The sequence below is a fragment of the Xanthomonas sp. NCPPB 2866 genome, from assembly GCF_041475745.2.
GTDB lineage: Bacteria > Pseudomonadota > Gammaproteobacteria > Xanthomonadales > Xanthomonadaceae > Xanthomonas > Xanthomonas arboricola.
Window position 1 is genome coordinate 2,801,462 of record NZ_CM192975.1, and the last position, 12,339, is coordinate 2,813,800.

Here is a 12,339-nt window from a genome sequence, read left to right on the forward strand (position 1 = left end):
GGATGCGCCCATGAACCACCACGGCCGCCATCCGGACAACCCCTCCTGCGTCATCACCTGCGCCTATTACGACGGCCAGGGCGAGCGCCACGACATCAGCCTGGAGCAGATCAGCGACGTGCTGCAGCGCCCGGATGGCTTTGTCTGGGTCGGCCTGTACGAGCCGCAGGAGTCGGTGCTGCACAAGCTGCAGGATGAGTTCGGCCTGCACGATCTCGCCATCGAGGATGCGCTCAAGGCGCACCAACGTCCCAAGGCCGAGAGCTACGGCAATTCCTTGTTCGTGGTGGTCAACACCGCACAACTGGTCAACGAGCGCATCCGCTACGGCGAGACGCATGCGTTTCTGGGCGCGCGCTTTCTGTTGACGGTGCGCCATGGCGCATCGCTGTCGTACACGCCGGTGCGGCACCGGGTCGAACGCGAACCGGCGATGCTGCGCATGGGCGCCTCGTTCTGCCTGTATGGCGTGCTCGACTTCGTGGTCGACAACTACCTTCCGATCATGGACGAGTTCCGCGACACGCTGGAAGGCCTGGAAAAGGACATCTTCGCCGACAACTACAAGCGCGAAACCGTGGTGCGCCTGTACGAGCTCAAGCGCGAACTCAACAAGATGCGGTTGGTCGTGGCGCCATTGCAGGACGTGCTCTCGCACCTCAAGCGCAACCCCGGCTCGCTGATCCACGACGAGGTCGGCATCTACCTGCGCGACGTACTCGACCATGCCGTGCGCATCAACGACGCCATCGACACCTTGCGCGAAATGCTGGGCACCGCGCTGAGCGTCAACTTGTCGATGGTGACCCTGGCCCAGGGCGAAACCGTCAAACGCCTGGGCGCCTGGGCCGCGCTGCTGGCCGCGCCCACCCTGATCACCAGCTGGTACGGCATGAATTTCACCCACATGCCAGAACTCGACAAACCTTATGCCTACCCGCTGCTGGTAGCCGGCGTGGTCGCCTCGTGTCTGGTGTTGTATCGCCTGTTCAAGCGAGCGCGGTGGCTTTAGGCCGCTTTGCGGCTGGGATTTGGGAGTGGGGATTGGGGATTGGTTGGAGCAGGACGAGCGACTTCTGCTCGCTTGCTGCACTTACCCTCATCCGCTCTTCGGGTACCTTCTCCCGAGGGGGAGAAGGAAGGCTGCCTGATTTTATGAATCCCCAATCCCGAATCCCCAATCCCCGCACTCAAGCCACATAGATCGTCTTGATGTTCATGAACTCGTGGATGCCGTGCTCGGCCAGCTCGCGGCCGAAGCCCGAGCGCTTGATGCCACCGAACGGTAGCCGCACGTCGCTCTTGACCACCGAATTGACGAACGCCGCACCGCACTGCAATTGCTGCGCGACGCGTTCGCCGCGCTTGGCATCGGAGGTCCACACGCTGCCGCCCAGGCCGAAGCTGGTGTCGTTGGCCACGCGTACTGCTTCTGCTTCATCCCGCACGCGAATGACCGACGCGACCGGGCCGAAAAACTCCTCCTCGTAGGCCGGCATGCCCGGGGCAACATGATCGAGGATGGTGGCCGGATAGCCTGCATGCGACCCGGGCACCGGTTCGCCGCCCAGCAACACCTTGGCGCCCTTTTCCACGCTGTGTTGCACCTGCTTGTGCAGCTCGTCGCGCAGATCCGCGCGGGCCATGGGCGCCAGTGTGGTGCCCTCCTGCTGCGGGTCGCCGAGCACGCGCTGGGAGGCAGCGGCAACGAAGCGTTCGATGAAGCGATCGGCGATGGCGTCCACCACGATGAAGCGCTTGGCGGCGATGCAGGTCTGCCCGCTGTTGTCGAACCGCGACTGCACGGCGGAGGCGACGGTGTGCTCCAGGTCGGCGTCTTCCAGCACCACGAACGCGTCGCTGCCGCCGAGTTCCATCACGCACTTCTTCAACTGATCGCCCGCATTTGCAGCCAGCGAACGTCCGGCACGTTCGCTGCCGGTCAGCGTCACCGCGGCGATGCGCTCGTCACGCAACACATCTGCAGCCTGGTCGTTGTCGATATGCAGCACATCGAACACGCCGGGCGGAATGCCGGCGGCATCCAGCACCTCCTTCATCGCATCGGCGCAGCGCGGCACATTGCTGGCGTGCTTGAGCAGCGCCACATTGCCGGCCATCAGACCTGGAGCGAGGAAACGGAACGCCTGCCACAACGGAAAATTCCATGGCATCACCGCAAACACGCAGCCCAGTGGCTCGTAGCGCACATAGCTGGACTGCGCCTCGGTCGGGATATCGCGCGGTGCCAGGTAGTCGGCTGCATGTTCGGCGTAATAGGCGCAGCCCTGCGCGCACTTGTCCACCTCGGCCAGCGCCTCGTGGCGCAGCTTGCCCATCTCGGCGGTCATGATGCGCTGCAGGTCGTCGCGCCGCCGGGTCAGCTCTTCGCCGACCCGGCGCAGCAGCGCGCCGCGCTCGGCCAGCGGCAGCGCCGCCCACTGCGGAAATGCCTTGGCGGAAGCAGCCAGACGCGCCTCGATGGCGGCGGCGTCCAGGGTGTGCTGGGTATGTTCGACCTGGCCAGTGGCCGGGTTGACGGTGTCGTAGGACATGACGGTCTCCTGTTACAGGCCCGCCATGCTAGTCGTCGGCAAGTTGCAGCCGCGTCACAACCGCGGCAAATCGCTGCAACGCTGTGTTTACCCACGCCGCGACGCAATGCCGCACCTCCATCGCACCGCTCGCGGATCACTGGCAACCGGAACAACGCTCCCAGCCACGCGAACGAAAGCGTCCCTGCCCTGTCCCGACCGTCCCACCGCACAAAAATGCTCTAGCATTCGGCACTTGGCAGCTTCATCCATTCACGGAAGACCACCACGATGCGCCGGGATCTGATTGTTCTAGTTGTACTTGGCATCGGCGCCTGCCTGCCGGGATGCGCCGTCCTGCAGGACATGCTGCACGGCCCGCGTCCCGGCCCGAACGGATTTGTCACCGTGAGCTGCACCAACACGCTGCCCAATCCCAGCCAACCCTGCGAGGAACAGGCACTGCGGGCCTGCTCGGACACTGCCATCCGCCAATTCGTTACTGCGCACTCGTCGCCGAACATGGTCACGATCTATCCGAGCAAGCAGAAATCCAAGGACGACGGCGACAAGAACGGCAAGAACAGGGACAAGGATCGCGCCGACGAACAACCCAGAGTCGAGCAACAGGGCTACGACATCAGCGCCGAGTATCAGTGCTACCTGACCAAGCCGCAGCCCTGGGACAGCGGGTACACGCCTCCGGCCAGGTAACAGCGGCCCAACCAACTGCCGTGCCCGGCGTCCGGTGGCCGAATCAGGCGTCCGCAATCGGCGTGCAGCCATCGTGGATGTCTGTGGCGTCGGCGTTCGCAGCCGTCTGGCCGCCGCTGGTGGCGATGCATTCGCCCCCCCCCCCATGTTGGTGCCTGCTCAGGAAGCAGCTTGCAGCGCCAGTTGCGCATCGCGCTGGCGGCGTCTTTCGCCACGCGCCAGCAGCCACCAGCCGATCACTGCGGCGATCGACACCGCCAGCACCATCAGCGTGGCAAGTGCGTTGATCTTGGGGCTGATGCCCAGCCGCACCGACGCAAACACCTTGATCGGCAAGGTGGTCGAACTGGGCCCGGCCAGAAAGCTGGCGATCACCACGTCGTCCAGCGACAGCGTGAACGCGAGCAGCCAGCCCGATACCAATGCCGGAGCGATGATCGGCAAGGTGATCAGGAAGAACACCTTCAGCGGTGTCGCGCCCAGATCCATCGCCGCCTCTTCCAGCGAGCGATCCAGTTCCTGCAGGCGCGAGGAAATCACCACCGTGACGAACGAGACGGTGAAGGTGACATGCGCCGCCCAGATCGCCACCGCGCCACGCGGTGCGATCCCGAGGACACCGCCCATCGAAACCAGCAACAACAGGATCGACAGGCCGATGATCACTTCCGGCATCACCAGCGGTGCGGTGATCAATGCACCGAACAGGGTCTTGCCGGGAAAACGCCGCATGCGCACCATCGCCAGCGCCGCCATCGTCCCCAGCACCGTCGATGCACAGGCGGTCCAGAACGCGACTTGCAGGCTGACCCAGGCCGCTTCCAGCAACTGGCGATCGCGCAGCAATTCGCCGTACCAACGCGTGGAAAAGCCACCCCACACCATCGCCAGACGCGAGGCGTTGAACGAGTAGACCATCAGCAACAGGATCGGCAGATACAGAAAGCCGAAGCCCAGCGCGAGCACGCCAGCGCCCAGCAGGCGCGTGCCGGGAGAGGCGCGCATCATGTCAGCCGCCCTTCCAGCTCGCGCTGCTGATAACGGTGGAACAGCACGATCGGCACCAGCAACAGCAGCAACATCACCGTAGCCACCGCCGCGGCCACCGGCCAGTCGCGATTATTGAAGAACTCGCCCCACAGCACGCGGCCGATCATCAAGGTGTCCGGCCCGCCCAGCATTTCCGGAATCACGAATTCGCCCACCGCCGGGATCATCACCAGCATGCAGCCGGCAACGATCCCGTTGCGCGACAGCGGCAAGGTGATGCGCACGAAGGCCTGCCACGGCCGCGCGCCCAGATCGTAGGCGGCTTCGAGCAATCGCTGGTCGTGCTTGACCAGATTGGCGTACAACGGCAACACCATGAACGGCAGATAGCAATACACGATGCCGATGTAGGCGGCCAGCGGCGTGTACAGCAACTGCAAGGGCTGGCGGATCACTCCCAGCGCCAGCAGCGCCTGATTGAGCAGGCCGTTGCCGTCGAGGATGCCGATCCAGGCGTAGACGCGGATCAGGAACGAGGTCCACGACGGCAGCACCACCAGCATCATCGCCACATTGCGCGTGGCCAGTGGCAGACGCGCAATGACATAGGCCATCGGGTAGCCGATCAACAGCGCAAACACGGTCGACAGCGCGGCGATCCTGATCGAACTCGCATACGCCGCCACGTACTGGCTGTCGCGCAGCATGACCAGATAATTGCCCAGATGCAGCTTGAGGCTCACCGCCCCATCGGCCGCAACGGCGAACAGCGGCGTGTACGGCGGCATCGCGGTGGCGCGCTCGGCGAAGGAGATCTTCAGCACGATCAGGAACGGGATCGCAAAGAACACCAGCAGCCACAGATACGGTGCGGCGATCACACCCCAGCGCGCGCCCGGCAATGCGCGAATCAGGCGCCTCATGCGGTGAGTACCACGCCGTCGTCCTCGCCCCAGCTCAGCCAGACGGTGTCGCCCCAGGTCAGCGCTTCGCTGGCCCAACGCTGACGGTTGGCAAAGTTGGCCATCAGCTTGAAACCGCCAGGCAGGCGCACGTGATAGACCGAATGGCTGCCGAAATAGGCGATGTCCTCGATCACGCCCTGCGCCTTGTTGCAGGCCTGGGCCGGCTCGTCCTTGCCGATGACGAGTTTTTCCGGGCGCAGCGCGAACGCCACCGACTGCCCTTCGAAACCGGTGATGCCGTGACCGATCCGGATATTGGCGTCGAAGGCCGGCGCCTTCAGGCCGACGTAGTCGGGTTTGTCCTCGACGATCACGGCGTCGATCAGATTGACCGAGCCGATGAAGTCGGCAGCGAAGCGGTTGGCCGGTTGTTCGTAGATTTCGTCCGGGGTGCCGACCTGCTGGATCCAGCCCTGGTCCATCAACGCGATGCGGGTGGCCATGCTCATGGCCTCTTCCTGATCATGGGTGACCATGACGCAGGTGACGCCGGAGGTCTCGATGATGTTGACCAGTTCCAGCTGCATCTGCGCGCGCAGCTTCTTGTCCAGCGCGCCCATCGGTTCGTCCAGCAGCAGCAGCTTGGGCCGCTTGGCCAGCGAGCGCGCCAACGCCACACGTTGCTGCTGCCCGCCGGACAATTGATGCGGCTTGCGCCTGGCCAGGTTGCCAAGCTGCACCAGCTCCAGCATCTCGCCCACGCGCGCCGCGATCGCCGGCTTGGACAGGGCTTCCTGCTTCAGCCCAAAGGCGATGTTCTGCTCCACGCTCATGTGCGGGAACAGCGCATACGACTGGAACATCATGTTGATCGGACGCTCGTACGGCGGCAACCCGTCGATCGGCTGGCCATCGAGCACGATGCGGCCTTTGGTCGGCCGCTCGAAGCCGGCCAGGCAGCGCAGCAGGGTGGACTTGCCGCTGCCCGAGCCGCCCAGCAGCGCGAAGATCTCGCCCTTGCGGATCTGCAGGCTGACCTCGTCGACCGCGACGACGCCATCGAATTCCTTGCGGACCTCGTTGATGCTCAGATAAGCGTTGTCGCCAGGGGAAAGCGGCGCCACTGCGGCCTCGGTAACTGCCATGGATCCTCTCGATTGCGAAGCGTGGCCTGGCACCGACTGTGCACCTCAGGACGCCGGCGCCGCCAGTGCTTGGTGCGACATCGGCACTCTTCCGTTTGCGCCCAGGCGTATCGTCTGCAGCGAGCTGACGACGACCTGCTACATCGGGTGACCGCCTGCCGGCGCGGGCGCTGCAGCAACACTCTGCCTGCAACGGCAGAGCGACACCCTACCGCGACCGGAGCGCCGACGCCCGCCGCGACGGCTATCGATCAGCGCGGCTCCGGCACCGGCGCGCTCCAGCCCAGACCCAGGCTCTTCTGCAACGCGACGTAGTTCACCAGCAACTGCACCTGTGCCTGTGCGGCGGCGTCCTGCGCGGACAGCTGCTGGCGCTGCACGTCGAGCAGATCGATCGACGAGGTGGCACCGGCATCGCGCCGTTGCTGCATCAAGCCGGCCGAACGCGTGGCCGAGGCTTCGGCCTGCCGCGCCACCACCAGCTGCTTGCGCGCCGAGCCGAAGCGCGCCAATGCCGAATTGGCATCCTGCAACGCAGCCAGCACCGCGCCCTCGTACGCCGCCTCGCGCCCGGCGTTGCCGGCACGCGCCTGCTCCACCTGTGCCTTGGTGCGGCCGAAGTCGAAGATCGACCAGCGCAGCATCGGCACCGCCAGCGTGGTCAAGGCATCGGAATTGAAATCGCTGGGCGAGCCGGCGACCCAGCTCAGGCCGCCCAGCAGGCTCACCTGCGGAAAATACCCGTTCAACGCCTCGCCGATCTGCGCGCTGGAGGCAGCCAGTTCGCGCTCGGCCTTGCGCACATCGGGGCGGCGACGGATCAGGGCGCCGGCATCGTCCACGCGCACCTGGGTGGGCAGCATCGGCAATGGCTGCGGCGCGCTCAACTGCGCGTCCAGCGCGCCGGGCTCGCGCCCCACCATCAGCGCCAGTTGATCCAGCGCTTCCTGCGATTGCATTTCCAGCGGCAGGCGCTGCGCCTGTTGCTGCTGCACTTGCGTGGCGATCTGTTCGACCTGCAGGTCCGAGGCCGCGCCGCGCTCGCGGCGCTGCTGGGTCAGGCGCAGGGTCTGCCCGATCTTGTCCAGGTTCGCATCGGCGATCGCCAGCCGCGCCTGCAAGCCGCGGTAGTTCAGGTACACCTGCCCCACTTCGGCTGCCAGCTGCACCTGCGCATCGGCCAGCTCGGCTTCCGAGGCCTGCGCCTGTGCCAGCGCGCCTTCGGCGGCGCGACGGCGGCGGCCGAAGAAATCCAGCTCCCAGCTGGCGTCGAAACCGGCGCTGTAGATCTGGGTCTTTTCCAGATCCAGCGCCTCGCTACCCTGTGCCGGTGGCTGGCCGTTCTGGCCGTTCTGCAAGCCGCCCAGCGTATCGACGATGGTCTGCGGCGGCTCGGCATACGCATACACCGCGCTGGCGTTGAGCTTGGGCAGACGTTCGGCACGGCGCTGGCTGGCCAGTGCACGGTTGGCACGCAGCCGCGCCTGCGCCGCACGCAGGTTGGGACTGTCGGCCAGGGCCTGGGTGACCAGTTGGGTGAGGGTCGGGTCCTGCAGCTGCTCCCACCAATGATTCAACGGCGCGGCAGCGACCACGTCGGCGCCAGCGGCGCGATGCAGGGCCGGCGCCTGCACCGCCGTGTCGGCCACTGCCGGGGGCTTGGTGTAGTTGGGGCCGAGCATGCAACCGCCGAGCAGGACCACACTCAACGCCGCAGCCAGGGGCATGCGGATCAGGCGCATGGAATCAGTGCATTGCAAGGTGCGCCCCCTTGGGTAATGGCTTGAGCAAAAAGGCCAGCGGAATCGTGCAGACCACGATCACGCCGAAGATCCAGAACAGATCGCTATAGGTCATCACCAGGGCCTGCTGCTGCACCAGGCGCGCCAGCTGCGCGACCGAGCGAATGGCCGCCTCGCCGCCGGCACTGCCCTGCATCTGCGCAGTCAGCCCGGAAAGAAAGTCCTGCGCGCGCGAGGAATTGGCGGTGATCGCGCTGCCGATGGTTTCGGTATGGAAGGTCATGCGGCGCTCCTGGAAGGTGGAGATCAGCGCAAGCCCCACCGAGCCGCCCAGGTTGCGGCCGGCGTTGAACAGGCCCGACGCATCGCCGGCCAGCTCGGGCGGCACAGACGAAATGGCCGCCTGGTTCAACGACATCATCGCCAGCGCCAGGCCGCAGCCCTGCAGCAACTGGCCGGCGACAAAATGCATGCCCACGGTGTCGGCGGTCAGCGACAGATTGGCGAAGCAGGCCGCGGCAAAGCAGATCAGCCCGGCGATCACCAGGATGCGCACGTCCACCACCTCCAGCAGCTTGGGCATCATCGGCATCAACAGCACGGTCGGCAGGCCTGACAGCAGCAGCACGTAGCCGGCCTGCTCGGTGTTGTAGCCGGAGATCACCGCCAGGAACTGCGGAATCATGTACATGACGCCGAACAGGATCATGCCCACCGCCATGATCATGACGAACACCGCGCCGAAACTGCGATGCAGCAGCAGCGACAGGTGGATCACCGGCGGCCGCTTGCGGAACTGGCCCACGACCAGTGCAGCGAATCCGCTGAGCGCGATCACGCTCAGCGCGTTGATCTCGCTGGATTCGAACCAGCGCTCGCGCTGGCCCTCTTCCAGCACCACGGTGAGCCCGCCCAGGCCGGCGGTCAGGCCGTAGATGCCCAGCCAGTCGGCATTGAGCAGGCCGGCCCAGTCGCCTTTTTCATGCTTGAGGCCAAGCAGCAGCAAGGCCACCAGGCCGACGCAGATCGGCACGTTGATGAAGAAGGCGTAGTGCCAGCTGACGTTCTCGGTGAGCCAGCCGCCGAGCAGCGGGCCGATCACCGGGCCCATGATCACGGTCATGCCGAACAGCGCGGTGCCCATCGTTTGTTGGCTCGGCGGTAGCCGCGTCGCAACGATGGTCAGCGCGGTCGGAATCAGCGCACCACCGGCCAGGCCCTGCCCCACGCGGCCGATGATCATCATCGTCAACGAGGTCGACAGCCCGCACACCACCGAAAACGCGGTGAACATCAGCGCGCAGATCAGCAGGAAGTTGCGCAGGCCCAGCGTGCGCACGAACCAGCCGGTCAGCGGGATCATGATGATCTCGGCAACCAGGTACGCGGTGGAGATCCAGGTGCCTTCGGTGCCGCTGGCGCCGACCTCGCCCTGGATGGTGGGCAGCGCCGCGTTGACGATGGAGATGTCCAGCGTCGCCATGAACGAGCCGATGGTGCCGGCCAGCACCGCCAGCCAGGCGCCCGGCTCGGCCTTCTCGCGTTGCGCGCTGCCGCCGGCACGCGGGCCGGTGGCTGCCGTTGCATTCATCGCGCGCGCTCCTGCGCCTGCACGCGATCGGATTCCTCCTCGGCCCGTTGCTTGGCGTCCTTGGCCGAGCGCGTGTCCACGGTGACCTCGACCGACATGCCCGGCACCAGCACCTTGCGCGCCTCGTCGCCGGCCAGCACGCGGATGCGCACCGGCACGCGCTGCACCACCTTGGTGAAGTTGCCGGTGGCATTTTCCGGCGGCAGCAACGCGAACTGCGAGCCGGTGCCCGGCGACAGGCTCTCGACCTTGCCGTGCAGCTTGACGCCCGACAAGGCATCGACCTCGATCTCGGCCGGCTGGCCAGGACGCATCAGGCCGACCTGGGTTTCCTTGAAATTGGCGATCAGATACAGCGATTCCTGCGGCACGATGGTCATGGTGCGGGTGCCAGCCCCGAGGAACTGGCCGACCTGCACGGTCTTGTCGCCGACGCGGCCGTGGATGCGGCTGGTCAGCAAGGTGTCTTCCACCGCCACGCGGGCCTGGTCTGCATCGGCGCTGGCCTGCTTGAGGCCGGCCTGGGCCTGCTCCAGCTGCGCGTTGCTGGCCAGGATCTGGCTCTGCGCGCCCTTGGCCTGTGCCTGCGCGGCCTGGTACTGGGCGCGTGCGCGTTGCAGCTCGTGCTGCAGGCTTTCCTGGTGTTCGTGGGTGTCGGCGCCGGAGGCGGCCAACGGGGCGAAGCGCTTCACTTCGGCCTGGGCGAAGCTCAGGCTTGCCGCTGCCGAGGTGACCTGGCTACGCGCCTGCACCAGCGCCGACTCCTGCCCGGACACATTGGCGGTGGCTGCGGCGATATCGGCCTGGCGCGCGGCGATCGCGGCTTCGGCCTGCTGCAGGGTCGCCTGGTAGGTGCGGTCGTCGATCTGCAGCAGCGGCTGGCCGGCTTCCACGATCTGGTTGTCGCCCACCATCACATTGGTCACGTAGCCGCTGACCCGCGGCGCCACGGCCACCGAGTCGGCCTGCAGGTAGGCATTGTTGGTGTCCTGCATGTAGCGGCCCTTGATCAGGTAATAGGCCAGCCAGATCACCAGCAGCACCACCACCAGCACCCCGACCACGATCAGCGTCCATTTGACCTTTGGGTTCTTCAACGGCGAGGGCTTGGGCGGCTCCTGCTCGTTGTGCGCGCCGGTGCCTTGCGCATCCGCGCCCGAAGGCTGGCCGTCGTTGGACTGCTGGTCGTGGTTGCTCAAGGTGAGGCGTCCTGTGTCGTGGGCGAGGCGCGCGCGACGACGTACCGCATCAGCGGTCCGGCGAAGGCGGCGCAACCATACAATTATTTGAACCGCCCGGTACAGATTGCGTGACGACCGCAGTCAGCGCGCGCTCGGACTTGCAGGCGCACGCCTGGCAAGCGCTCTTACAAACTGGAGGAGCGACTGCGGCGGTCAGCGACCGGTCTTGATCTCGGTCCATAGCCGCGTGTACAGCCGGTCCACCTCCGGCGGATTGATCGCGTAGGTGAACATCTTGGCGGTCACCTCCGGCGGCGGATAGATGGTGGGGTCGTTGCGGATCGCCGCGTCCACCAGCGGCGTGGCGGTGCGCACCGGGTTGGCGTAGTGGATGAAGTTGCTGTTGGCCGCGGCCACGTCGGGCTTCAACAGATAATTGATGAAGGCGTAGGCGTTGTCGGGGTGTTTGGCGTCCTTGGGAATGGCCAGCATGTCGAACCACTGAGGCGCGCCTTCCCTGGGGATCGCATAGGCCACCTTGATGCCGTTGCCGGCTTCCACCGCGCGGTCGCGCGCCTGGATGATGTCGCCCGACCAGCCCACCGCCAGGCAGGTGTTGCCGTTGGCCAGCGAGCTCACGTACTGGCTGGAATGAAAGTTCTGCACGTACGGGCGGATCGTCTTGATCAGCGCGGCAGCCTGCTCGATCTCGGCCGGCACGCTGCTGTGCGGATCCAGGCCCAGATAATTGAGCGCGATCGGAATCAGGTCCGAGGGCGTGTCCAGCAGGGTCACGCCACAGTCCTTCAACCTGGACAGGTTCTCCGGCTTGAATACCAGGTCCCAGCTGTTGGCGGCCTCGGTGTTGCCGAAGATCGCCTTGAGCTTGTCCACGTTGTAGCCGATGCCGGTGGTGCCGATCATGTACGGCACGCCATAGGCGTTGCCCGGGTCCTGCGCGGCAATGCGCCGCATGATGTCCGGGTCCAGATTGGCCAGATTGGGGATCTTGGCCTTGTCCAGCGGCAGGAACACGCCGGCCTGGATCTGCCGGCCGAAGAAGTTCAGCGTGGGCACCACCACGTCGTAATCGCTGCCACCGGCGAGCAGCTTGGTTTCCACCATCTCGTCGCTGTCGAACACGTCGTAGGTGACCTTGATGCCGGTGCTCTTCTCGAACGCGGGAATGGTGTCTTCGGCGATGTAGTCCGAGTAGTTGTAGACGTTGAGCACCTTGGCCCGCGCCTCGGCACCGCCGGGTGCATTGCTGCCACCGCAGGCGGCCAGCAAGGTGGTGGACAGCGTCAGGGCGAGCAGTCGCAGCGTCATGCGGGTCTCCAGGGCAGCGCGATCAGGGCGGGCCGGGATGCGGCCGGTCGAAGGGCCAGCCTACCCATGGTGGTTGTGTTTGCACAGCGCGGCGTGACGGAAACCAACCGTGCGCACCCGCTGGCCGGCGCGGCAGGTGCCGCGATCGCGTCTGCCGGCCGCCGTGGCGGTGGCGCACGACCGGCAAAGCTTGACGTGCGCCGGCAGG

Annotated in this window: 10 protein-coding genes; 2 read left to right on the top strand and 8 right to left on the bottom strand. The window is 65.9% G+C overall.

Annotated features, from left to right (window positions below; translation table 11 throughout):
* Positions 1 to 10: 10 nt before the first annotated feature.
* The gene (locus ACCQ04_RS12050; RefSeq protein WP_016901627.1) at positions 11 to 1,012 is read left to right on the top strand and encodes a magnesium and cobalt transport protein CorA; all 1,002 of its coding nucleotides are present in this window, start codon (positions 11 to 13) and stop codon (positions 1,010 to 1,012) included.
* Positions 1,013 to 1,190: 178 nt separating this feature from the next.
* Here the strand turns inward: ACCQ04_RS12050 and ACCQ04_RS12055 are convergent, their stop codons facing one another.
* Positions 1,191 to 2,555, bottom strand: a complete 1,365-nt coding sequence (locus tag ACCQ04_RS12055; protein WP_102254325.1) for an NAD-dependent succinate-semialdehyde dehydrogenase — start codon at positions 2,553 to 2,555, stop codon at positions 1,191 to 1,193.
* A 270-nt stretch (positions 2,556 to 2,825) separates the two neighbouring features.
* Between ACCQ04_RS12055 and ACCQ04_RS12060 the strand changes: the two genes are divergently transcribed.
* Entirely contained in the window at positions 2,826 to 3,248 is a 423-nt protein-coding gene (locus ACCQ04_RS12060; RefSeq protein ID WP_104589850.1) for a hypothetical protein, read from the top strand.
* Positions 3,249 to 3,407: 159 nt separating this feature from the next.
* Here ACCQ04_RS12060 and ACCQ04_RS12065 read toward each other — a convergent pair whose 3' ends face one another.
* From ACCQ04_RS12065 to ACCQ04_RS12095, 7 genes are all read right to left on the bottom strand, one after another.
* Entirely contained in the window at positions 3,408 to 4,256 is an 849-nt protein-coding gene (locus ACCQ04_RS12065; RefSeq protein ID WP_126966054.1) for an ABC transporter permease subunit, read from the bottom strand.
* A complete protein-coding gene (locus ACCQ04_RS12070) occupies positions 4,253 to 5,161 on the bottom strand; it encodes an ABC transporter permease subunit (protein ID WP_024940504.1) in 909 nt (302 codons plus the stop codon). The genes ACCQ04_RS12065 and ACCQ04_RS12070 overlap by 4 nt, the downstream gene beginning before the upstream one ends.
* On the bottom strand, positions 5,158 to 6,288 hold the full coding sequence (locus tag ACCQ04_RS12075; RefSeq protein WP_226427667.1) for an ABC transporter ATP-binding protein: 1,131 nt from the start codon (positions 6,286 to 6,288) through the stop codon (positions 5,158 to 5,160). Before ACCQ04_RS12075 ends, ACCQ04_RS12070 begins: the two co-directional genes overlap by 4 nt.
* A 251-nt stretch (positions 6,289 to 6,539) precedes the next feature.
* On the bottom strand, positions 6,540 to 8,030 hold the full coding sequence (locus ACCQ04_RS12080) for an efflux transporter outer membrane subunit (RefSeq protein ID WP_039526823.1): 1,491 nt from the start codon (positions 8,028 to 8,030) through the stop codon (positions 6,540 to 6,542).
* A 4-nt stretch (positions 8,031 to 8,034) separates the two neighbouring features.
* Entirely contained in the window at positions 8,035 to 9,621 is a 1,587-nt protein-coding gene (locus ACCQ04_RS12085; RefSeq protein WP_024940507.1) for an MDR family MFS transporter, read from the bottom strand.
* Positions 9,618 to 10,820, bottom strand: coding sequence for an HlyD family secretion protein (locus ACCQ04_RS12090; protein ID WP_226427666.1), 1,203 nt, complete (start codon positions 10,818 to 10,820; stop codon positions 9,618 to 9,620). Before ACCQ04_RS12090 ends, ACCQ04_RS12085 begins: the two co-directional genes overlap by 4 nt.
* Positions 10,821 to 11,015: 195 nt before the next feature.
* Positions 11,016 to 12,131 carry a polyamine ABC transporter substrate-binding protein gene (locus ACCQ04_RS12095; RefSeq protein WP_226427665.1) on the bottom strand — a complete coding sequence of 372 codons (1,116 nt, stop codon included), beginning with the start codon at positions 12,129 to 12,131 and terminating at the stop codon, positions 11,016 to 11,018.
* Between the last annotated feature and the right edge of the window lie 208 nt (positions 12,132 to 12,339).